Raw genomic sequence first — 22180 nt, 5'->3', positions numbered from 1 at the left:
GTTTCACACTTATCGGAAAATGCCCTAGAGCGGCACCTTCATCGCGCAGACCGTCGCGGCCAGTTGCTGGAAGCCGGGGGTATAGGAGGTCCAGGGCGTGGCGGGGGCAGGGTTGGCCGGATAGAGCATGGCGCCGTTCTGAGCGTAGTTGGCGCCGCTGATATAGGTCGCCGTCTTGGCCTGGCAGTCGAAGGCCACCTTGTGGATCGACCAGGCCACCGGGGTGGGATTGGCGCCGAAGTTGGTGGGGGTCGCGTAGAGGGTCTGGACCGAGGTGGTCTTCACGGCGCCGTCGATGGCGATCTCGCCGGAGGTGAAGGACCAGGCGGCGAAACTGTCGCGCGCGACGCCTTCGTAATAGGGCGCGGCGGCGGCCTGCAGGGCGAGGCTGAGGCCGGCGGCCAGGAATGGGGTCGCGATCATTGAACCTCGAGCCCCTGGGTCTGCATGACGCCGTCCGGACCGGGCACGCCGGTGACGGTGACCGACATGGTGCCGCTGCCGCCGCCGTTGTCCTGCACGTTGAAGACCACGATGTTGGGCTGCTTGAGGGTGATAAGCTTGACCCGGGTGAAGCCGCCGTCATTCCCGTCCACCAGCGGCCGGGTGTAGGTGACGAAGCCATCGGCGTCCGGCGCCGGGATCTCCGAGGCCGGCCGGCAGCCGAAGAACCGGATGGGTCCGGCCGTCGGGTCCACGGCCCAGGCCGCTTCCGACAGGCACTTGGGATCCAGGATGATCCCCGCCCCGCCCATGGCCGAGGCGCTGGAACTGGCGAGCAGGGAAAACGCGGCGGCGATCAACAGGCGTTTCATGGCGGAGGTTCCGGGACAGCGGTCAGGAGGCGGGCGTCAGGCCCAGGGTGATGGTGTAGAGCATCTGGGCGGGCCTCGGATGGCAGCTGGCCACCGGCGCGTCCTCGCGGCAGACACCCTTGGCGGTGTCGTAGTTGACGCTGACGGCCACCGCCTGGGCGGCCTTGCGGTAGCCCATGGCCGTGCCGGTGGGACCGTCGGCGGCGGCGGCGTTGTCCGGCGCCCAGCCCCGGCCCTGCATCATCGTGTCGAGCTTGCCCGCGACCGCCTGGAAGCTGGCCCCGAAGACCGCCCCCGTGCCCGTGAAGCTGATGAGACAGCCCGGGGCGTCGGCCTGGCCGGGATAGGAGACGCTGGCGAGCGCCGCGCTCGATGTCGCCCCCAGCGCCATGTCGGCGCCCGACTTCAGCGCCAGGCAGGTGGCGGGCACGGCAGGCGCGGCCTGGGCCGCCGTCGTTGCGGCGAGCGCCGCGAGGGCGGCAAGGCCTGCAAAGGTCAGTTTCATGATCGGCTCCCCCCCGGGCTCAACGGGAGAATAGCACGGGTATGCGACATGAAAAGTGCAGCTTGTTTCTGCGGGTGGGGGCCAACTCGGTTGGTCCCCCTCCGACCCGCCGCTGCGCGCCTGGCGAGGAGCTTTTACCCCGCGTCCTCGACCTTCAGGCTCTCGCGCAGGGCGCGCTTGAGGAACTTGCCCGAGGCGTTGCGCGGGATGGCCTCGTCGAGGAACCAGACGTAGCGGGGGGCCTTGTGCTTGGCCATCAGGCCCGTGCAATGGGTGCGCAGCTGGTCGGCGGTGAGGCTGTGGCCGGGGCGCAGGAGGACGGCGGCGCCGACCTCCTCGCCCAGGCGCTCGTCGGGGACGCCGAAGACGCAGACCTCGGCCACGGCCGGGTGGCGGTAGCAGGTGGCCTCGACCTCGGCGCAGTAGACGTTCTCGCCGCCGCGCAGGACCATGTCCTTCTTGCGATCGACGATGAAGATGAAGCCATCCTCGTCGATGCGGGCCACGTCGCCGGTGTGCAGCCAGCCGTTGGTGATGCTCTCGGCCGTGGCGTCGGGGCGGTTGAGGTAGCCCTTGATCACCGGCGCGCCCTTGACCCAGAGCTCGCCGACATGGCCCGGCGGCACGGTCTGGCCGTCGTCGTCCACGCAGCGGGCCTCGAAGGTGGGCATGGCTGGGCCGCAGCTGTCGGGCTTGTCGACGAAGAAGTCGGCGGCCACCGAGGTGATGATGCCGCAGGTCTCGGTCATGCCGTAGCCGGTGTTGGGCCGGGCGGTGGCGACGGCCGAATCGATCTTGGCCACCAGGTCGGGCTGCAGCTGGGCGCCGCCGCCGCCGAGCGACAGCAGGCTGGAGGTGTCGGTCGTCGCGAAGTCGGGGTGGGTGATCACCTCGCGCGCCATGGTGGGCACGCCGCTCATGGCGGTGATCTTCTCACGCTCGATCAGCTTCAGGGCCTCGCCCGGATCCCACTTGTACATCAGCACCATCTTGCCGCCGGCGGCGGTGAGGGCGTAGGCGGCGCAGTTGTTGGCGGTGACGTGGAACAGCGGGGTGACGATCAGGCCTGCGGGGACGCCCGGCGCCGGGGCGGCGGCGGGATCGATTCCGTTGGCCCGCATGGTGGCCAGGCCCTGGACCTGGCCAGAGAAGCCCATGTTCATCAGGTTGGCGACGCAGCCGCGATGGGTGAGCTGGGCCCCCTTGGGGAAGCCCGTGGTGCCAGAGGTGTAGAAGATGCAGGCGTCTGCGTCGGGATCGACCTGGACCTCGGGCATGTCGCCGCCCCGGCTCAGCACCTCGGAGAACGGCAGGACGCCCTCCGGCGGATCAGCCATGCGGGTGACCACCAGGCGGGTGTCGGCGGCCATGGCCGGGCGCTCAAGAATCCGGGCCAGGCGCTCCTCGTCACAGAAGACCACCTTCGGTGCGCTGTCCTTGAGGGCGTATTCCAGCTCGTCGGTCACCCACCAGGCGTTCATGCCCACGGCGGCGACGCCGAGGCAGACGCAGGCCCAGTAGAGCAGCATCCATTCGGGATAGTTGCGCATGGCGATGGCCACCCGGTCGCCGGGACGCACGCCCTGCGCCCACAGCCAGGCGGCGATGGCGTTCACTCGTTGGTGGGCCTGCGCATAGGTGATGCGCTCGTCCTCGTAGACCATGTAGACGCGGTCGGCGTAGGCGGCGGTGGACAGCCAGACGGCGCGGATATTGGGCGGGGCGTGCTTGTAGCTGCGGATGGAGTTCCCGCGAACCTCGATTTCCTCGACCTCGAAGGGCTGTCCAGGGGCCGTCAGCTCGGCCCAGGCCTGCTTGAGTTCCGCGTAGTGCATTGTTTCGTCCCGGCGTTTTTTGATTTTTGGTTGTGGCTCCATAGTGTCGGCATTCCGCGACGTGCGCCAAGCGGGAAGTACGGGGGAAACGGCCATGAAAACCTACCGCATCGGGGTCATCGGCCTGGGCCAGCGGATCGCCCATGTGCTGGCCGCCATGAAGGAGGTCGGCTGGAGCCTGGAGGTGGCGGCCTATGTCGATCCGGGGCCGGTGGGAGCGCCGATTTTGGCCGCCGCCGGGATCCCGCTGGGGGTCAGCTACCCCTCCCCCGGCGCCCTGCTGCACGACGGGCCCTATGACCTGGTGATGATCGGCACCCCCAACCACCTGCACATGCGCCATCTCGGCCTGGCCATGGCGGCCGGCTATCCGATCTTCGCCGAGAAGCCGATCGTGCGCACGGTGGAGGAGACCTATGGCCTGGCCCGCGCCCTGGCCGAGCCCGGCCGGCCGCCGCTGTTTATCGGCCTGGTGATGCGCTCCATGCCCATCGTGCGCGAGGTGATCAAGCGCGTGGACTCAGGCGAGTTGGGGGAGATCATCTCCATCGACGCCACCGAGCACCTGAACGTCGAGCACGGCGCCTATCTGGCCCGCAACTGGCGGCGCAAGGCCGAATGGGGCGGCAGCTACCTGTTGGACAAGGTGTGCCACGACTTCGATATCTTCGGGCGCATCGCGGGCGCGCGGGCCGCCAAGGTGGCGAGCTTCGGCGGGCGGCGCGTGTTCACCTCGGAGCGGGCCGGCGCACCCCGGACCTATGACGACGGCTCGCCGGCCTATGTCGCCACCAATCCCGGCTGGATGGGCGCCAACGACGCCTTCGAAAGCGACATGGACGTCACCGACCACCAGACCGCCATGGTGGAATACGCCAACGGCGTGCGGCTATCCTTCCACGCCAACAGCCACGTCAGCCTGCCCGAGCGCCGCTGGTACGTGGCCGGCACCGACGCCACCCTGATCGCCGACCTGGTGCGCAACAAGCTGATGATCCGCCGCACGCTGAGCCGCCAGAAGCCGGAGCGGATCGACTATGGCGGCGTGACGGCCGACAGCCACAACGGGGCCGACCAGGCCATGGCGCGCGACCTGCTGGCGACGCTGGAGACCGGGGCGGCGTTCCCGGTCACGCCCTATGACGCCATGGAAGCGGGGCTGACGGTGATGGCCATCGACCAGGCGATGGCGGAGGGGGTGATGCTGGACTGTGGGCCGATGTGGGCGGGGTTGGATGAGGCGCGGGGGTGAGAAAGGGCCGCCCCCCTTCCCCTCACCCCGGCGAAGGCCGGGGCCCAGGTCGTAGGTCACCGCTTCGGTCTGGAATCCGGAACGCAGGGGAGGAATCTGGGTCCCGGCCTTCGCCGGGATGAGCGGAAGTCGAGGGCGGACGCCTAGTCGTTGCCGAGGTGGGCATCCCGCCGGGCTCCGGTGTAACCGATGTAGCGATCTGTCGACCGACGACCTGATTGGTCTTCGACGGTGACCGTGAACCGTGGACCGTAAGCAACGTGGGTTTCATATCGCGTTGTCAGTTCGCGAAAGGCGGACGGCGCGACGCCATGCTTCTCGCACAACTCCGCCAAGCCTAGCCGGTACGCCTTGATCGCGGCCGCCAAGTTGTGGGGGGCAGAACCGCCGATGACCTCGCCAGCGAGGAAATCTACTTCGATGAAGCTTTCGGGCGCAGCCAATGCGTCACCGAAGATGTCGGTCTGATAGTGGCCAATCAGGAAGCCCAGACCGCTGGCGAGCGACGCTGAGATATTGTGCGCGATCGACTTCAGTTCCCCGAACTTCATCTCGGACCTCTTGCAACCCTACAACCCGCAAGACCTCCGCTGTGCGGAGGCCCCCTCACCCTACCCTCTCCCCCTGAAGGGGGCGAGGAGGTGGGAGCCTTCAGGCGTTAAGGGTTTCGGTGAGCGCCGTCAGAAGCTTCTCCGTCTGCGCTTCCGTCCCCACCGTGATCCGCAGGTAGTCGCCGATCCTCGGAGCATCCCATCGCCGCACCAGGATGGCGCGCTCGCGCAGGGCCGCGGCCAGGGCCGCGCCGCTGTGGTTCGGGTGGCGGGTGAACACGAAGTTGGCGCTGGACGGGAGGGTCTCGAAGCCCAAGGCGGTGAGGCCTTCGACCATGCGGACCCGCGTGGCGGTGATCGCGGCCAAGGTCTCGCGGAAATACCCCTCGTCCAGCACCGAGGCGATGGCGCCGGCCTGGGCGGGGCGGCCGAGGGGGTAGGAGTTGAAGCTGTCCTTCACGCGGGTCAGGGCCTGGATGAGGGTCGGGTGGGCCAGGGCGTAGCCGACGCGCAGGCCGGCGAGCGCCCGACTCTTGGAGAAGGTGCGGACCACCAGCAGGTTGTCGTGGCTCGCGATCAGGGGAATGGCGGTATCGGCGCCGAAGTCCACATAGGCCTCGTCGATCACCACGGGGGCGTCGGGGTGGTCCTTCAGCAGGGTCTCGATGTCGGAGAGCGGCATGGCGACGCCGGTGGGGGCGTTGGGGTTGGGCAGGATGATGGCCCCGGCCCTGCGGCGGTAGTCGGCGACGCGGACCTGGAAGGCTTCGTCCAGGGGGATGGTCTGCGCCTCGATGCCGTAGAGGCGGCAGTAGACCGGATAGAAGCTGTAGGTGATGTCGGGGAACAGCAGGGGCGCGTCGTGTTTCAGCAGGGCGGCGAAGGCGTGGGCCAGGACCTCGTCGGAGCCGTTGCCGACGAAGACCTGGGATGGGTCGAGGCCGTGATAGGCGGCCAGCGTCTTGCGGAGTTCGGTGGCCTCGGGGTCGGGATAGAGGCGCAGGTCGTCGGTGGCCTGCGCGGCGATGGCGGCGAGCGCCTTGGGCGAGGGGCCGAGCGGGCTCTCATTGGTGTTGAGCTTGATCAGGCCCGGAATGCGCGGCTGCTCGCCCGGCACATAGGGCGAGAGCGTGTGGGTCAGGTCGCTCCAGAGGCGGCTCATGGAATCTCAGCTAAGATGATTTCAGGCGGGAGGTCTCTGACATGGAAACCCAGGTTCTGCACCTGTCGCAGGCGGCGATGGTCGATTGGGCTGACCGGGCCCGGCCCGGAGCGATCAAGGCCGAGTGGTTCGCGGGCCAGTCGGAGGGGCGGCTGGCCAAGCCGCTGGGGATCACCCAGTTTGGGGTGAACCTGGTGACGCTAAAGCCCGGCGCCTATTCGGCCCTGCGCCACTGGCACGCTGCGGAGGATGAGTTCGTCCATGTGCTTAGCGGCGAACTGGTGCTGATCGACGACAACGGAGAGCACGTGCTGATGACCGGATCTTCAGCGGGCTTTCCGGCCGGGGTGGCCAATGGGCACCATCTGGTGAACCGGTCGGATGTGCCCGCGACCTACCTGGCGGTGGGGTCGCGTCGGCCTGGGGAAGAGGTGGTGACCTATCCGGATGAGGAGATGGGGGTGGTGAGGAAGTGATGGGACCCCTTCTCCCCTTGCGGGAGAAGGTGGCCGGTCAGCGACCGGTCGGATGAGGGGTCGCACTCCCCTCTCCTCACATCTTGCGAACGCCCCAACCCGAGAGGCCTGTCGACCCCTCATCCGACCCTGCTCCGCAGGGCCACCTCCTCCCGCAAGGGGAGAAGTATGAGCTGACCTTCAGCCGCCCCCCAGCTTCCACCCCACGGCCTTGACGAAGGCCTCGTAGAAGGCTGGTTCGTAGGCCTGCTCGGGGTCCTTGCGGACCCATTCGTCCAGCAGGCGGGCGTCGTCGCCCACCAGGATGCGCCAGGTCTCGGCCTTGACCCCGTCGAGGATCACGGTGGCGGCGGCCGCCGCGGTCATGGGGGCGTCCTGTTCGAAGCGGCGCGCGCCCTCGGTGACCATGGCCTGGATGGCGGCGTCGGGGACGTCGGAGAGGTCCATGCCGGCGGCGACCATGCGGTGGCGGGTGGCGGCCAGTTCCTCCGGCGTCAGGTCGTCGCTCTCGGTATTGCCCTGCACCTTGCGGGAATTGGCGACGATGGCGGTGCCGATGTGGCCGGGCATGACCACGCTGGCCTTCACGTGCGGCGCGGTCAGCCGCAGGTCGGTGACCAGGGCCTCGGTGAAGCCCTTCACCGCGAACTTGGCCGCCGCATAGGAGGTGTGGGAGGTGTTGGGCCCGATGGTGGCCCAGAAGCCGTTGACGCTGCTGGTGTTGACGATGTGGGCCTCAGGCGCGGCGATCAGCATGTCCAGGAAGGTGCGGACCCCCAGATAGACCCCGCCCCAGCAGACGTTGAAGGTCCGCTCCCAAGCCGCACGGCTGTCGGTGACCATGCTGCCGCCGCCCGCGATGCCGGCGTTGTTGAACAGCAGATGGATGTGGTCGGTCTGGTGCTGATCCTTGATCTCGTCCCGGAAGCGCTGCAGGGCGGCCTCGTCGGAGACGTCGGCGACATGGGCGGTGATGCGCACGCCCTGGGGGATGCGGTCCCCCTGACAGAGGCTGATGGTCTGGGCCATGTTTCCCGCCGAGACGTCGCACATGGCCACATGGCAGCCCTGGGCCACCAGCTGCCGGGCGAGCTCGCGGCCCATGCCCGTGCCGCCGCCGGTGATCACGGCGATCCTGCCGGTGAAGTCCTTCATTGCGTCTCTCCCTTTGGCGAGAGCTTGGACCCTGGCGGGCGCGGGCGAAAGCGTGACCCCGCGTCAGGCGCGGCGGCGGGGCGGCCCGGCGTGCTTAACCCCTATTCACCGAACTTCTTGGCCAGCCATTGACGGGCGTGCGGCAGTCTCAGGCTGAACAGGATTGGGCCTATCGCCTTGGAACAGATGAGCAAAATCGCGAACGCCGGGGCGCTGTCGGCCCGGCAGATTCTCGACGCCTTCGACGTCTGGCTGAGCGAGCGCGTGGCCGAGGCGCGCGCCGCGGGAATGGACCTGGCCTTCCATGACCGGGAATTCGACATCGCTCCGGGCCGCGAGCCCCCCCTCGTGGGCTGGAGTCATATGCTGCTGGCGCCCGGCGGCTGCCCGCCCAAGGGACCCGACTGGACCGTCTATCGCCTGCAGGACCAGGGCTCGGCGGCCAATAGCGCGGGCGGCGGCCTGGACCAGGACGGCCTGCGGCTGGCCCTGGAGGCCCTGGGCTACGGCGCCTATCTGAACCCCGCCAGGATGGGTTGATCGTCCGCGAGGGGTTGCGCGCGCGCGTCACGGCCGCAGGATAGGGCCAAGCCCTTGTCCTGATTCAGAAAGTCGTCGCCCGTGAACCGCGCGCTCCTCGCCGCCTCCGTCCTGGTGCTCAGCGCCGGGGCCGCCTTCGCCCAGCCCGCCCCGCCGCAGCCGCTGACCCTGCCGCCGGCCATCGCCGCGCCGCGCGACACGCCCTATCCCGGGGTGATCACCCTGTCGGTGGACGCAACCGACACCGACCGGCGCATCGTGCGGGTGCGCGAGACGATCCCGGTGGTCCAGCCCGGGCCCATGACCCTGCTGTTTCCCGCCTGGATCCCCGGCAAGCACGCCCCGCGGGGCATGATCGAGAAGCTGGCCGGCCTGACCATCACCGGAAATGGCGCGCCGCTGAAGTGGACCCGCGATCCGCTCAACGTCTTCGCCTTCCACATCGACGTCCCGGCCGGGGTGAAGGCCGTCGAGCTCAGCTTCCAACACGTCTCGCCCACCGACGAAGACCAGGGTCGGGTGACGGTCACGCCCGAGATGACCCACGTCCAGTGGTTCTCCCTGGCCCTCTATCCCGCCGGCCACTTCGCCCGGCAGATCCAGGTCGCGCCGGAGATTCGCCTGCCGCAGGGCTGGTCCTACGCCACCGCCCTGGAGGACCTGGCCAAGGCCGGCGACACGGCGAAGTTCAAGCCGGTGAGCTTCGACGTCCTGGTGGATTCTCCATTATATGCAGGGCGTTACGTCAAGAAGCTCGACCTCGATCCGGGCGGACGATCGCGGGTGACCCTGAACCTGGTGGCCGACGAAGCCAAGCTGCTGGAGGTCAAGCCGGCCCACCTGGCGGCGCACCGGGCGATGGTGGTCCAGGCCGACAGGCTGTTCGGCGCCCGCCACTTCGACCACTACGACTTCCTGGTGGCGCTGAGCGACAAGCTGGGGGGCATCGGGGTTGAGCACCAGAGGTCCACGGAGATCGGCACGGCGCCGCGCTTCTTCCTGGACTGGGACAAGCTGGCGGCCGTGCGGGGCGTGGTGCCGCACGAATACGTCCACAGCTGGAACGGCAAGTACCGCCGCCCCGCCGACCAGTGGACCGCCGACTTCAACACCCCCATGCGCAACAGCCTGCTGTGGGTCTATGAGGGCCAGACCCAGTACTGGGGCAATGTGCTGGCCGCGCGCTCAGGGATGTCCAGCAAGCAGGAGGCCCTCGACGCCATGGCCGCCATGGCGGCGGCCTATGACAACCGCGTCGGCCGTGGCTGGCGGGCCATGCAGGACACCGTCCATGACCCGATCATCTCCGCCCGCCAACCCCAGCCCTGGAACAGCTGGCAGCGCAGCGAAGACTACTACTCCGAAGGCCAGCTGATCTGGCTCGACGCCGACACCCTGATCCGCGAGCAGACCAAGGGGAGGAAGTCCCTCGACGACTTCGCCCGCGCCTTTTTCGGGGTGAATGACGGCGCCTGGAAGGACCCCCTCACCTACGACTTCGACGAGGTGGTCAAGACCCTGAACGCCGTCCATCCCCACGACTGGGCGGCCTTCCTGCGCCAGCGTCTGGACGGACATGGGCCCGGCGCGCCCCTGGATGGCGTGACGCGCGGCGGCTACCGTCTGGTCTATTCCGCCACCCCGACCGACTACACCAAGACCGAAGAGGCCCGGCGCAGGATCACCGACCTGACCTATTCCCTGGGCCTGGTGCTGAACAAGGACGGGGAGTTCGTGTCGGTGCAGTGGGAGGGCCCGGCCTTCAAGGCGGGCCTGGCCGACGGGGTGAAGCTGATCGCGGTGAACGGGGTGGCCTATGACGGCGACCGGCTGAAGGAGGCCGTCACCGCGGCCAAGGGCGGCAAGGCGCCCATCGAGCTGCTGGTGAAGGCCGGCGAACGCTATCGCACGGTGCCGATCGCCTACCACGACGGCCTGCGCTACCCGCGCTTCGAGCGGATCTCCGGGACCCCTGCCCGCCTCGACGACATCCTGGCGGCGCGCAGATAGCCTTGGAGGCCCTGGAGGCCAATATCGCCACCATCTTCGGCCTGTCCGAGGCCGGCCGCATCGTGTGCGAGAACGAGCCCGGCCGACCGGCGGGGCCGAGGTTGTTCCTGGCGGGGTGTCGGGAGGGCGTCCGCGCCGTCCTGCGCCACGACGTCGGCGCCGAGACCGCGCGGGCGATTGAGGCGCTCGTGGCCCGCGCGGCGCCGTGGTTCGATCCCTGGACCGACCCGGACGGCCTGGAGGACATGCTGGCCCTGCTGGGCCGCGAGGCGCCTGTGGAAAGCGTCAGCCGGTCGCTGATCTACCGCCTGCCCCACGCCCGGCCTGTCGCCGCCGACGTCCGGATCATCAGCGGCGACACCGGCGAGGGGCGCCGCTGGCTGGCCGGACTGGCGCAGACGGGGATGCCGCCACACCTGCTGGAGGCCGGCTTCCTGGGGGTGGGCGACTTCTGGGAGCCGTGGGTGGTGGCGCTCGAGGGCGACACCATCGCCGCCATGGCCTTCGCCGCGCGCATCGGGCCGAGGGCGGCCGAGACCGGGGTCTATGCCTTTCCAGGCTTCCGAGGTCGCGGCCTGGCCGCGGCGGCGACGGCGGCCTGGTCGAACCTGCCCGAGCTGGCGGACCGGCCCCTGTTCTATTCGACCCAGACAACCAACGTCTCGTCGCAGCGGGTGGCGGCGCGGCTGGGACTGCCGCAGTTCGGAGCCGGGGTGCGGGCGACCTAGAGCATGTCAGGCGCAAGTGGGCGCCGGTTCGCCGCCCGGACATGCTCTAGATTCAAGAAGATAGACCCTTTTTATCCGATCAGGTTGATTCAACCTGATCCGGAAAGGGTCTAGGCCACTTCCCGGTCTCCCTGCGCCTGCTCGGCGGCCAGGATGGCGTGGACGATGGTTTCGATCAGGGCCTGGGCGCGGATCGGCTTGGACAGGTGCTGGTCGGCCCCCGCCTCGCGGCCGGCGCGGATGTGCTCGTCCATGGCGTTGGCGGTCAGCATGATGACTGGGGTGCGGGCCAGGCCCTCGGCGACCTCGAACGCCCGCAGCATGCGGGTGGCAGACAGTCCGTCCAGCTCGGGCATCTGCATGTCCATGAGCACGACGTCGAAGCGTTCGGCCCTCAGCCGGTCGAGGGCCAGCTGGCCATTCTCGACAATCTCCGGCTCGACATTGACCGACTGCAGGATGAGCTGAACCACCTTCTGGTTGGTGGGGTGGTCCTCGGCCAGCAGGATGCGGCAGCCGGAGAGGTCAAAGGCCGTCTGGGCTTCCACCGCCTCGGTTGCGGCCGCGGCCTCGGCGGCCTCCAGCGGCAGGACGAAGGTGAAGACCGAGCCGACACCTGGCGTCGATTCGACACTGATGGCGCCGCCCATGAGTTCCACCAGCGAGCGGCTGATGGCCAGGCCCAGGCCCGTGCCGCCGAAGCGCCGGGTGATGGAGCCGTCGGCCTGCTGGAAGCGACCGAACAGGCGGGCCTTCACGGCGTCGTCGAAGCCGATACCGGTGTCGGTGACCGAAAAGCGGACCTGCCCGCCCTCCTCCGTCACGGCCAGGCGCACCGCGCCGACGTGGGTGAACTTCACGGCATTGGAGAGCAGGTTGGACAGCACCTGGGTCAGGCGGACCTGGTCGCCGACGAAGGCGCCACGGGCGGCCTCGGCCACGGTCCAGCCGAGTTCCAGCCCCTTGGACTCCGCCGCCGCGCGATGCAGCTCGGCGATGCGGCGCACGATGGCCTGCATGTCGAAGGTCTCGTTGGAGAGCTGAATCTCGCCGGCCTCGATCTTCGAGAAGTCGAGGATGTCGGTGAGGACCTGCTCCAGCAGGCGTCCCGAGGAGACGATCAGCTCGGCCAGTTCGCGGTTCTGCTGGGTCTTCTGCTGGGCGGCCAGGGTCTCGGAAATGGCGATGACGCCATTGAGGGGCGTGCGCAGCTCGTGGCTCATATTGGCCAGGAACCGGGACTTCTCGGCGTTGGCGCGCTCCAGCTCGGCGGTCCGGTCGCGGACCCGGTCCTCCAGACTGGCCAGCACCTCCTCGACCTTCTCGCGCTCGCCACGCAGGGCGTTGGCCAGGACGCCGATCTCATCGGTGCGCCGCTCGATCTTGCTGACGTCCTCCCGCTCGGGACGGCGGTCACGGACGCCGTAGACCTCGGGCTCGCAGGCGCCGGCCAGCTGACGCAGGGGCCAGACGATGGTGCGGCGGGCCAGGGCCACCACCAGCAGGGTCTGGATCAGGGAGGCGATCGCGCCGATCGCCAGGACCCAGGACGCCGACCGCGCCGCCGAGAGCGTGATGGCCGACTTGGGATAGGTGAGCAGCAGGTACCAGTCGGGACCCGCAAGCCGGCCATAGGCCACCACCTGGCGGCCATCTGGGCTATCGATCACGCCGTGCATCTGGCCGTCCCGGCGGATCGCCTTCACCAGGGACTTAAGGCTGAGTTTGCGTTCGTAGTCGGCGACGGTGTCCTCCGAGGCGCGGCCCGGCGTGCCGAAGCCCGGATAGGCGATCAGCTCGCCCTTCCCCGTCACCACCAGGTTGGAGGCGCCCGGCAGGGTGGTCCGTATGGCGTTGAGAAAGAACCCCGTGAGTTCAATGGAAGACCCGAAGGAACCGACATAGCGGCCGTTCACATAGGCCGGGGTCAGACAGCCGGTGGCGAGGCGCTCGCCCATATTGTCCTGGATCAGGCGCTGCAGGTTGGTGCAGCGGGTCACCCGGGTCGGGTCGTTCTTGGGCAGGGTGATCTGGGCCATCTCCTCCTTGGACACGTCGAGGCTGGCAGGCGCCTCGCGGCGGTAGAACATCAACCGGTCGGCCCGGTCGGGGCCGAACATCACCAGCCGGGCGTCGGCCGGGGTGAAGAAATAGAAGTTGTCGTACTCGCTGCGGGCGGCCTGGCCGAAGTCGGACACCACGGAGAAGGCCGCCGTCAGGGCGCGGCGCTCGGCCATCGAGGCCTGGTCGGCGTCGGAAATGAAGGCGCCCATCCCGTAGATCCAGCGGCCCGAGGCGGTCAGGTGGCCATCGAACAGGGCGTCGCGGCTGCGGCGGGTGCCGTCGCCCTTGGCCGGGAAATAGTCATCGGTCAGCCGGACCACGTCAGCGTCCGAGAGGTGGTTCATGCGGCGCTCAAGCTCGACGCCGGCGGCCTTGTGCAGGTTGGTGAGGTTGGTGAAACGCTTGTCGATGTTGGAGCTGCGCTCGCGCACATAGTCCGAGAGATAGCTCAGCTGTCGATTTGTCAGTTCCTGCTGGAAGACGACGAAGGCGCCGATGGACCCCAGGATGGTGACCACCAACGACATCAGCCCGACGCTGATCAGGAATCTGCGCGAAAGAGAGTTCATCGCCCCGTCAACGGCCCACCGAAAGCCTGAACCTACAGACCAGTCCTTGCGCCCAGGTTACGAAATTCAACCTTTAGGACATGGTTGCGACAGCATTACCCTTAGGGTTAGCTGTCATCCCAGGCGTTTCGGCCACAAAACTACAACCTTGCCGACAGTGAGCGTAACCCTAGGGCGCGTCGTCGAGGGCCATGGACAGGGGCGGCGCGACCTCCTCCAGGGACTTGCGCTCGGCGTTGACGCCCAGGAACACCTCGACGATCGCGGCGAAGATCATCAGGCCGCCCCCCAAGAGGTAGCCCCAGAGGATCTGATGGCGCTCGCCGCTGTCGATCAGGGCGCCGAACAGGGCCGGGCCGCCCACGCCGCCCAAGAGGGTGCCGAAGGCGTAGAACAGGGAGATGGTCACCGCCCGGACTTCGAGGGGGAAGCTCTCGCCCACGGTCAGGTAGGCGGCGCTGGCGCCGGCCGAGGCGAAGAAGAAGATCACCGTCCAGGCCGCGGTCTGCTGGACCGCCGACAACATGCCTTGTGCGAACATCCAGCCGATGATGCACATCAGCACCCCGGCCAGGCCGTAGGTCGCGGTGATCATCACCTTGCGGCCCAGGGTGTCGAACAGGTGGCCCAGCAACAGGGGGCCCATGAAGTTCCCCGCCGCGAAGGGCAGCATGAACCAGCCGATGGAGGCGGGCGCGATGCCGTAGAACCGGGTGAGAATGAGGGCGTAGGTGAAGAAGATGGCGTTGTAGCAGAAGGCCTGGGTGGCCATCAGCACCACCCCGAGCGCTGTCCGTTTGGGGTAGCGGTGAAACAGCATGCGGCCGATATCCAGCCAGGAGGTGCGGTGATCACTCTTCAGCCGCAGGTGCGGCGCGTCGGGGACCGGCGGCAGGGGGCGGCCGCTGTCTTCAGCGACCCGGGCCTCGATCTGCGCGATGATCGTCTCGGCCTCATCGACCCGGCCGTGGGTCATCAGCCAGCGTGGACTCTCAGGGATGTAGCGGCGAACCCAGATGATGATCAGGGCCAGGAGCCCGCCGATCACGAAGGCGGCGCGCCAGCCCCACTCCTGGGGCACCAGGTTGGGGTCCAGGACGATGATAGAGCCCACCGCCCCCAGGGCCGCCCCGATCCAGAAGCTGCCATTGATCACCAGGTCGGTGAAGCCGCGCCGCCGGGCGGGAATCAGCTCCTGGATCGCGGAATTGACCGCGCCGTACTCCCCGCCAATCCCCATGCCCGTGATGAAGCGAAAGACCATGAAGGACCAGAAATCCCACGAGAATCCGGTGGCGATGGTGGCCACCAGATAGACCCCGACGGTGATGGTGAAGAGCTTGCGTCGCCCAAAGGTGTCGGTCAGCCGACCAAAGATCAGGGCGCCGAGGACCGCTCCCAGAATATAGGCGCTGCCGGTCAGGCCGACCTGGCTGGCGGTGAAACCGAGCCCCTGGGGACTGGCGATCGCCGGGGACAGCGACCCCACCAGGGTGACCTCCAGCCCGTCCAGGATCCAGGTGACGCCGAGGGCGAACACCACCAGCCAGTGGAACCGGCTCCAGGGCAGGCGGTCCAGCCGCGCCGGGATATTGGTGGTGAAGACTGCGGTCATGGGGCGCTTTCCTCTTTGGAGGAGTGAACGCATTCAGGCCAAGCTTGGGTTCCAGGGCGCGACTGGGCTATGCACAGAATCATGGCCAGCGAGATCATCGTCGACGCCCGAGGCCACCACTGCCCGGTGCCAACCCTGCGGCTGCGGCGCGCGCTGGAGGATGCGCCCGCCGGGGCGCAGGTGCGCCTCTACGCCGACGACCCCATGGCGCGGATCGACGTGCCCCACTTCGCGTCGGGCGCCGGGTTCGAGGTGGTGGAGACGGCCGATGAGGCCGGGACGCTCAGCTTCCTGATCCGGAAACCAGCCTAGGCTTTTCGCCCCGCAGGTCCGCCAGCAGGCCGGCGGCGGTCGTTGCCCGGTGCTCGTCCATGGCCAGCTCGATCTCGGTGGCCAGGGCGCCGCCGAAGAAGATGGCGTTCACGGTCCAGGACAGCCAGATCAGGAACACCACCACGGCGGCCACGGAGCCATAGGTGGCCCCCAGCTGGGCGATCTGCTCGACATAGAAGGCGCTGGCCCAGGACATGAACAGGCACAGCAGGGCGGCGGCCATGCCCCCGGTGATGGAGGCCTTCCAGGCCACCGGGCGGCTGGACATGGCGAAGCGGTAGATCAGGCTCATGGCCAGGGTGATGCCGAAGCTGGCCCAGGTCCACTCGCTGAACAGCCAGGGCGCGCCGGCCAGGGGCTTGATGTCGAAGGCCGCGGCCACGAAGCGCAGGTAGAAGAAGGCCGCCGACAGGAAGCCCAGCAGCACGAAGGCCGCCACCAGCACCAGCAGGGCCATGACGTTGAAGCCCACGAAGCCGCGCGGGGCCTCGTCGTCGTGAATGAAGGACAGCCCCGCCAGCAGGGCCTTGAACCCCCGGTGGGAGGCGTAGGATCCGATGATCAGGGCCACGCCGCTCTGAGCCGAGACCGCCTCCAGGGGCGCGCGGGCCAGACGGGTGAGCTCGCCCTCGAACAGGCCGCGCGCCACCGGCGGCATCAGGTGAGACAGCATCTCGGCCTGGGCGGCGGCCTGACTGGCGTCGGCGAAGAAGGAATAGACCCCCACCATGATGGCCAGGCCGGGAAAGACCGCCAGCAGGACAAAGAAGGAGACCCCCCCGACATAGAGCATCACGTCGCGGCCCCAGAGGCGCGTCAGGGCCTTGCCGTTCACCGACAAGGTCCGCCGCACCCAGTGCAGCGGGTCCCAGTCGATGTCTCGCAAACGCTGAATCTGGCCCCGGATCGACATCGGGCGGAAGGTGATCAAGACCAGCCGATTAGGCAAGCCGCGATCTGACGCGGCGCCAAAGGACCGACCAAGCCAAAGCGGCGCGCCACCTGGGGGAGTGGCGCGCCATCGATGGGCGTGTCGTACCATCGGGGCGGGCCGCCGCCTGAGGGACGGGAGTGGCCGACGACCAACCTGGGGACAGATTACCGAGCGGCCGCTGAACCCAGGCTGAACGGCGCTCGCGGAACATGTTCACTTGGGGACGGCGTCACCTCATTGTCGCATAAACTTCAAGAACGGGTGTTAGCTGGACCCGAGCCCCTGTGGCGCCGCCGCAAGCGGCGCCCTCCATCGGAGTTTCCTTATGAAGACCGCCATCTACCTCGCCGCCGGCGCGGCCCTCGCCCTGAGCGCCTGCAGCCAGAAGACCGACACCACCTCCGAGACCGCTGGCGGCGGCGGCGGCGGAAACCGCGCCCAGGTCTGGGCCGCGGGCTCCTCCACGGTCTTCCCCTTCGCCACCCGCGTGGCCGAGAACGTCGCCCGGACCACCGGCGGCAAGCCCGCCCGAGTCGAATCGCTGGGCACCGGCGGCGGCTTCAAGCTGTTCTGCGGCGGCGCGAGCTCGCAATACCCCGACGTCGCCACCGCCTCGCGGCCGATCAAGAAGTCGGAATTCGAAAAGTGCGCCGCGGCCGGCGTCACCGACATCATCGAGATCAAGATCGGCTTCGACGGCATCGTCGTGGCCAACGCCAAGGCGGGGCTGAGCTATGACCTGCAGCGCGAACACCTCTACGGGGCCTTGGCCGCCGAGGCGCCCAAGGACGGCGCCTTCGTCCCGAACACCGTCAAGACCTGGGACGCCGTCGCCCCTGGCCTGCCCAAGGAACCGATCCTGGTCTATGGCCCGCCGCCCACCTCGGGCACCCGCGACGCCTTCAACGAACTGGCCCTGGAAAAGGGCGGCGAGAAAGTCGCCGCCCTCGCGGCGCTGAAGAAGACCGATGAAGATGGCTTCAAGGCCAAGACCCACACCATCCGCTCCGACGGGCTCTGGGTCGACTCCGGCGAGAATGACAACGCCATCGTCCAGACCTTGCAGAAGACGCCGCATTCGATCGGCGTGTTCGGCTACTCGTTCCTCGAGAACAACATGGACAAGGTGAAGGCCGCCAAGATCGAGGGCGTGGCCCCGACCTTCGAGACCATCTCCAGCGGCGCCTATCCGCTGTCGCGCTCGATGTTCATCTACGTGAAGAAGGCCAGCATCGGCGTGACGCCGGGCCTGCGGGAATTCGTCGACGGCTTTGTCTCCGACGCGGCGACCGGCAAGGGCGGCTACCTGCAATCGCGCGGCCTGATCCCGCTGCCGGAAGCCGAGCACAAGGCTCAGCAGGCCTCGGTGAAGGCGCTGACGGTGATGACGGCTCCGGCGTCGTAAGACTTAACTCCGTCATCCCGGACGGCCGCCAGGCTGATCCGGGCCCCAGGGGCCAGCGTACGGCCCTTGGGTTCTGGATCTTCGCCTCGCGGCGGCCGGGATGACGCCTGAGCTATCGCCCTACCCGTTCATCGCCCCGGTCGCCTTCAGCGCCTCGATCTCCGCGCCTGAGAAACCCCAGTCGGTGAGCGCCTCGGTGTCGTGGGCGCCGATGGCGGGCGGCGGGCCCTGGATGGCGCCGGGCGTGGCCGAGAAGCGTGGCGCGGGGGCCGGCTGGATGACGCCGGCGACCTCGACGAAGGTCTGACGGGCGACGTTATGGGGATGCTTGGGCGCCTCATCCAGGTCGAGGACCGGGGCGAAGCAGACGTCGGTGCCGCCCATGATGGCGGTCCACTCATCCTGGGTTTTCTTGGCGATCACCTCGGCCAGCTTGGCGCGCAGGCTGTCCCACTCGCCGCGCTTCATCTGACCTGCGAAGGCAGGGTCAGTAATCCCTGTCTTTTCAAGCAGCAAGGCATAGAACTGCGGCTCAATCGAGCCGATCGAGATCCACTTGCCATCCGAGCATTGGTAAGTGTCGTAGAAGTGGGCGCCGCCATCCAGCATGTTGGCCCGGCGGTCGTTGGTCCACATGCCGCTGGCCTTCATGCCGTAGAACATCGCCATCAGGGAGGCCGACCCGTCGCTCATGGCGCAGTCGATCACCTGGCCCTTGCCGGTCTCCCGGGCGCTGATGATCCCGGCCATCAGGCCGAAGGCGAGGTAGAGGGCCCCGCCACCCATGTCCCCCACCAGATTCAGCGGCGGGACGGGTTTATCCTTGGTCCCGATGGCGTGCAGAGCGCCGCTGATGGCGATGTAGTTCATGTCGTGGCCAGCGGCCTGGGCATAGGGCCCAGTCTGCCCCCAGCCGGTCATGCGGCCATAGACCAGCTTGGGATTGCGCTGGAGCGCCGCGTCGGGACCCAGGCCCAGGCGCTCCATCACCCCGGGACGGAATCCCTCGAACACCGCGTCGGCGCCCTCCATCAGCTTCAGGCAGGTCTCGATGGCCTGCGGGTTCTTCAGGTCCAGGCCGACGGAACGGCGGCCGCGGGCGCTGACATTGGCCGGCGAGGCGCCGCCGGTCCCCTTGCGGTCAATGCGCACCACGTCTGCGCCCAGGTCCGACAGCAGCATGCCGCAGAACGGGCCGGGCCCGATCCCTGCGAACTCGATGATCTTCAGTCCGGTCAGCGGTCCCTGGCGCATAGTCTCAACTCCCAATCGATTTTGCATGAGCTTAGCGCCAATGACGTGCGGTCAGCCAAGGGGGCTGCACATGCACTCAAGACTTCTTGGCTAGACTTCCCGCGGCATCGACGAAAGCCTGGATATCTTCGGCTTTGGCTCCGGAAGCCTCGAAGAACGAATTCGAAGCGCCAACCAAGCCGTTCACGTGATCTCTGAATCCGTCACGAGTGAATTCGTGAAGCTTGGTTTGGAAGTCCTGACTGCTTCTGGACCTCTCCAGAAACGCGACGCCACCTTCATTTTCCAGCTGGTAGCCATGCGTGATCACATCTCGCTTGCCAGCACGAATGATGTTCAGCGCGGTCATCAGCGCCTGCTTGTTGGGGTGATCACTAAGCTTGATCAGAGTCGCCAGCAGCTTCGCCTTCGGCCCAAACATCATGCCCCAGGTGATCATGTGAGCATCGGCATCCGGAAGCTTCAGAAGCTTTCCGATCAGGAAATCAACCGTCACATAAACGGTAGCCCAGAGTGAATGGAAGAGGCCCAAGCGATACTGGTAGAGCACGTGCGGGTCGGTTACGCCCGGCGGGTCAACATTGACAGTGTAATCCATTTCCTACCCCCCGCCGGGCAGCGATTGGCCGTCGTCGATCGTGATCACGGTTCCGGCGATGGCCCGGGCGGCGGGCCCGCAGAGCATCATGAAGGCGGCGTCGAGGTCGCTCGCCTCCATCAGGCGGCGGCGCGGGAAGCCCTTGAGCTGCTTCTGGCCGCCCTCGGTGCTCCACCAGAAGGCGTTGATGTCGGTCTCGATGTAGCCGGGCGCCAGGGCGTTGACCGCGATCCCGCGCCGCGACCACTCACGCGCCAAGCTGCGGGTCAGCATGGCGACCGAGGCCTTGGAGGCGTTGTAGGCCGCCAGGCCCGGCAGGACCGTATGGCTGGCGATGGAGGCGATGTTGACGATGCGGGCCTGGCCGGCGTCGGCGGTCCCGTTGGCGAACATCAGCCGGGCGGCGGCCTGCGCCGCGAAGAACACCCCGCGCACATTGACGTCAAAGGTGCGGTCCCACTCCTCGACGGTGAGATCGAGCGCCAGCCCCTCCCCGCCGACCCCGGCGTTGTTCACCAGGATGGACACCGGTCCCAGGCCCGCCTCGATCTCGGCGAAGGCGGGCGCGATGGAGGCGGCGTCGGCGACGTCCAGGCGCAGGGCCATGGCGCGGCCGCCCGATCCGGCGATCTCACCGGCCAGGGTCTCGACCATGTCCAGCCGCCGGGCGGTCAGGGCGACGGAGGCGCCGGCTCCGGACAGCAGCCTGGCGAAATGGGTTCCCAGCCCGCCGGACGCTCCGGTGATGATGGCCGTCTGGCCCGAAAGCGGCTTGTCCATGGCGATGCTCCACACCCATGACCTGCGCGTCCCTGTCGCGGTCGCGCGCCTCTGTATATTCTGCCTTCAGCCCGATTCCCGCCTATAAGCGGCAAGGTCGGCTGTCTTGTTGTTTCAAAGGTTGAGGAATGGCCCTGGGCGTCCATGCGCGAGTTCTGATCGTCGCGCGAGATGACGCCCTGGCGGGTCCGCTCGCCGAGGGGCTGGACCGGCTTGGCTGGCGCACCGTCACGGCGCGTGGCCCCTATGCCGCCATCGCCGCGCTCAGCGACCTGCAGGTGGAGGCCGCCATCGTCGATCTCGCCAGCGGCGGCCACGAGGCCCTGACCCTGGCCAAGCGCCTGAAGGCCGCCTGCGCCCCGCGCCGCCTGCCGGTGATCGCCATCGGCGCGCCGGGGCCGGAACTGGACGGCCTGAACTTCGACCTCACCCTGACGGCGCCGGTGCACCCGGCCCAGGTGGTGCTGCGCCTGGAGACCCTGGTGCGCATGGCCATCGCCGAGGAGGAGTTCGAGCTGCGGCTGGAGACCTTCAGCGAGCGCGGCCGGCGGCTGGAAACCCCCGAACCCGATCCCACGCCCTTCCGGGTGCTGGCCATCGGCGAGCCCGCGCCGCAGTTCCTGGCCCTGTCCAACGCCCTGACCGGCTCCGGCGCCGAGGTGGTGGGCGCCTTCACGGCCTATACGGCCTTCGACTACCTGCACGAGCGGCCCTTCGACGCCGTGGTGCTGTGGGCCGGGGACAACAGCCAGGAGGCGCTGTCCATCGCCGCGGGCATGCGCCGCAACACCCGCCTCTATCACACGCCCGCCCTGCTCTACATGAAGCAGGAGAGCTATGTGACCATGTCGGAGGCCTATCATCGCGGCATCTCTGACGTGGCCTCGCCCGAGACGCCGGAGACCGAGACCGCCAAGCGGGTGATTGAGCTGGCGCGCTCCTACCGCCGCCAGACCACCATTCGCAAGGCGCTGGAAAAGGCGCGCGCCTCGGGCCTGATGGACCCGGCGACGGGCCTGTTCACCCGGGACCTGTTCGCCACCCATCTCGGCCGCCTGGCCCAGGCCTCGCGGCTGCGCAACCGGCCGCTGTCGGTGTGCGTGCTCAAGGTTTCCGAGAGCCACGATGTCGGCGCCGCCCGGCAAGGGGGCTGGCTGGACCGCGCCATCCCGCAGATCGGCTCGATGATCGGCCGCCTGGTGCGGGTGGAGGATACGGCTGCACGCCTCGGGCCCGAGGTGTTCGCCCTGGCCCTGCCCGCGACGCCCCAGGTCTCGGCCCGGGCGGCCGGAGAGCGCATCGCCGCCGTCATCGGCTGCACAGCCTTCGAGGCCGGTGACGGCAAGGCCCCCTTCGTGGTGGAGTTCGACATCGGCGTCGCCGAGGTCAGCCTGGCGGCGGGCGTCGGCAAGGCGCTGGAAGAGGCCGCGGCGCGGGCCGTGGAGCGGGCGGGCTAACTGTCGAAGCTATGAAGGTTGTTCACCCGGGATCGGGTTGAGAGAGTGGGGTTGCGAAGCTCCAACCTCTAACCGGGAGACCCCGGATGAACGTCCATAAGAATGCCCGTCTGACGCCGTCGGGTCGAGCCTTGCTGGCCGA

At 68.2% G+C, this 22180-nt stretch carries 21 protein-coding genes; 8 read left to right on the top strand and 13 right to left on the bottom strand.

What is annotated here, in order from left to right:
• Window positions 1-24: 24 nt before the first annotated feature.
• The 4 genes from Q8N10_RS04995 to Q8N10_RS04980 form a co-directional block, all read right to left on the bottom strand.
• Window positions 25-423, bottom strand: a complete 399-nt coding sequence (locus Q8N10_RS04995; RefSeq protein ID WP_304777093.1) for a hypothetical protein — start codon at window positions 421-423, stop codon at window positions 25-27.
• Window positions 420-815 (bottom strand): hypothetical protein, encoded by a 396-nt coding sequence (locus tag Q8N10_RS04990; RefSeq protein ID WP_304777092.1) that lies wholly within the window; start codon window positions 813-815, stop codon window positions 420-422. The genes Q8N10_RS04995 and Q8N10_RS04990 overlap by 4 nt, the downstream gene beginning before the upstream one ends.
• Before the next feature lie 22 nt (window positions 816-837).
• Window positions 838-1320, bottom strand: a complete 483-nt coding sequence (locus Q8N10_RS04985; RefSeq protein WP_304777091.1) for a hypothetical protein — start codon at window positions 1318-1320, stop codon at window positions 838-840.
• 134 nt (window positions 1321-1454) lie between these two features.
• Complete coding sequence (locus tag Q8N10_RS04980) at window positions 1455-3155, bottom strand: class I adenylate-forming enzyme family protein (protein ID WP_304777090.1); 1701 nt, start codon at window positions 3153-3155, stop codon at window positions 1455-1457.
• Between the two features lie 94 nt (window positions 3156-3249).
• On the opposite strand from Q8N10_RS04980, the gene Q8N10_RS04975 reads away from it, so the two are divergent.
• On the top strand, window positions 3250-4407 hold the full coding sequence (locus tag Q8N10_RS04975) for a Gfo/Idh/MocA family protein (RefSeq protein ID WP_304777089.1): 1158 nt from the start codon (window positions 3250-3252) through the stop codon (window positions 4405-4407).
• 143 nt (window positions 4408-4550) lie between these two features.
• On the opposite strand, the gene Q8N10_RS04970 is transcribed toward Q8N10_RS04975, so the two are convergent.
• Both Q8N10_RS04970 and hisC read right to left on the bottom strand, forming a co-directional pair.
• Complete coding sequence (locus tag Q8N10_RS04970; RefSeq protein ID WP_304777088.1) at window positions 4551-4958, bottom strand: hypothetical protein; 408 nt, start codon at window positions 4956-4958, stop codon at window positions 4551-4553.
• 100 nt (window positions 4959-5058) lie between these two features.
• Window positions 5059-6120 (bottom strand): histidinol-phosphate transaminase, encoded by a 1062-nt coding sequence (gene hisC / locus Q8N10_RS04965; protein ID WP_304777087.1) that lies wholly within the window; start codon window positions 6118-6120, stop codon window positions 5059-5061.
• A gap of 41 nt (window positions 6121-6161) precedes the next feature.
• On the opposite strand from hisC, the gene Q8N10_RS04960 reads away from it, so the two are divergent.
• Window positions 6162-6596 carry a cupin domain-containing protein gene (locus tag Q8N10_RS04960; protein ID WP_304777086.1) on the top strand — a complete coding sequence of 145 codons (435 nt, stop codon included), beginning with the start codon at window positions 6162-6164 and terminating at the stop codon, window positions 6594-6596.
• Window positions 6597-6776: 180 nt separating this feature from the next.
• Here Q8N10_RS04960 and Q8N10_RS04955 read toward each other — a convergent pair whose 3' ends face one another.
• On the bottom strand, window positions 6777-7751 hold the full coding sequence (locus tag Q8N10_RS04955; protein WP_304777085.1) for an SDR family oxidoreductase: 975 nt from the start codon (window positions 7749-7751) through the stop codon (window positions 6777-6779).
• 186 nt (window positions 7752-7937) lie between these two features.
• Here Q8N10_RS04955 and Q8N10_RS04950 point away from each other — a divergent pair, with 186 nt between their 5' ends.
• From Q8N10_RS04950 to Q8N10_RS04940, 3 genes are all read left to right on the top strand, one after another.
• The gene (locus Q8N10_RS04950) at window positions 7938-8291 is read left to right on the top strand and encodes a hypothetical protein (RefSeq protein WP_304777084.1); all 354 of its coding nucleotides are present in this window, start codon (window positions 7938-7940) and stop codon (window positions 8289-8291) included.
• 81 nt (window positions 8292-8372) lie between these two features.
• On the top strand, window positions 8373-10301 hold the full coding sequence (locus Q8N10_RS04945; RefSeq protein ID WP_304777083.1) for a M61 family metallopeptidase: 1929 nt from the start codon (window positions 8373-8375) through the stop codon (window positions 10299-10301).
• Between the two features lie 2 nt (window positions 10302-10303).
• Window positions 10304-11029, top strand: a complete 726-nt coding sequence (locus tag Q8N10_RS04940) for a hypothetical protein (RefSeq protein WP_304777082.1) — start codon at window positions 10304-10306, stop codon at window positions 11027-11029.
• A 110-nt stretch (window positions 11030-11139) separates the two neighbouring features.
• Here Q8N10_RS04940 and Q8N10_RS04935 read toward each other — a convergent pair whose 3' ends face one another.
• Both Q8N10_RS04935 and Q8N10_RS04930 read right to left on the bottom strand, forming a co-directional pair.
• A complete protein-coding gene (locus tag Q8N10_RS04935; protein ID WP_304777081.1) occupies window positions 11140-13662 on the bottom strand; it encodes an ATP-binding protein in 2523 nt (840 codons plus the stop codon).
• A gap of 169 nt (window positions 13663-13831) precedes the next feature.
• Window positions 13832-15277 carry an MFS transporter gene (locus Q8N10_RS04930; protein ID WP_304777080.1) on the bottom strand — a complete coding sequence of 482 codons (1446 nt, stop codon included), beginning with the start codon at window positions 15275-15277 and terminating at the stop codon, window positions 13832-13834.
• Between the two features lie 81 nt (window positions 15278-15358).
• Between Q8N10_RS04930 and Q8N10_RS04925 the strand changes: the two genes are divergently transcribed.
• Window positions 15359-15589 carry a sulfurtransferase TusA family protein gene (locus Q8N10_RS04925; protein ID WP_304777079.1) on the top strand — a complete coding sequence of 77 codons (231 nt, stop codon included), beginning with the start codon at window positions 15359-15361 and terminating at the stop codon, window positions 15587-15589.
• Here the strand turns inward: Q8N10_RS04925 and Q8N10_RS04920 are convergent.
• Window positions 15561-16559, bottom strand: coding sequence for a YihY/virulence factor BrkB family protein (locus tag Q8N10_RS04920; protein ID WP_304777078.1), 999 nt, complete (start codon window positions 16557-16559; stop codon window positions 15561-15563). The genes Q8N10_RS04925 and Q8N10_RS04920 overlap by 29 nt on opposite strands.
• Before the next feature lie 310 nt (window positions 16560-16869).
• On the opposite strand from Q8N10_RS04920, the gene Q8N10_RS04915 reads away from it, so the two are divergent.
• Window positions 16870-17949: a substrate-binding domain-containing protein gene (locus tag Q8N10_RS04915; protein ID WP_304777077.1), complete on the top strand. Its 1080-nt coding sequence runs from the start codon at window positions 16870-16872 to the stop codon at window positions 17947-17949.
• A gap of 120 nt (window positions 17950-18069) precedes the next feature.
• Here the strand turns inward: Q8N10_RS04915 and Q8N10_RS04910 are convergent, their stop codons facing one another.
• The 3 genes from Q8N10_RS04910 to Q8N10_RS04900 all read right to left on the bottom strand — a co-directional run bounded on the left by Q8N10_RS04910 (window position 18070) and on the right by Q8N10_RS04900 (window position 20581).
• A complete protein-coding gene (locus Q8N10_RS04910) occupies window positions 18070-19203 on the bottom strand; it encodes a CaiB/BaiF CoA-transferase family protein (protein ID WP_304777076.1) in 1134 nt (377 codons plus the stop codon).
• Window positions 19204-19279: 76 nt separating this feature from the next.
• Window positions 19280-19801 (bottom strand): hypothetical protein, encoded by a 522-nt coding sequence (locus Q8N10_RS04905; protein ID WP_304777075.1) that lies wholly within the window; start codon window positions 19799-19801, stop codon window positions 19280-19282.
• 3 nt (window positions 19802-19804) lie between these two features.
• Window positions 19805-20581, bottom strand: coding sequence for an SDR family NAD(P)-dependent oxidoreductase (locus Q8N10_RS04900; RefSeq protein ID WP_304777074.1), 777 nt, complete (start codon window positions 20579-20581; stop codon window positions 19805-19807).
• Window positions 20582-20715: 134 nt separating this feature from the next.
• On the opposite strand from Q8N10_RS04900, the gene Q8N10_RS04895 reads away from it, so the two are divergent.
• Window positions 20716-22038, top strand: a complete 1323-nt coding sequence (locus Q8N10_RS04895) for a diguanylate cyclase domain-containing protein (protein ID WP_304777178.1) — start codon at window positions 20716-20718, stop codon at window positions 22036-22038.
• The last annotated feature ends 142 nt before the right edge of the window (window positions 22039-22180 follow it).

Source organism: Phenylobacterium sp., assembly GCF_030693625.1.
Classification (GTDB): Bacteria; Pseudomonadota; Alphaproteobacteria; order Caulobacterales; family Caulobacteraceae; genus Phenylobacterium; species Phenylobacterium ferrooxidans.
The sequence above is the reverse complement of the archived record's forward strand: the minus strand, read 5'-3'. Positions and strand labels throughout refer to the sequence as shown.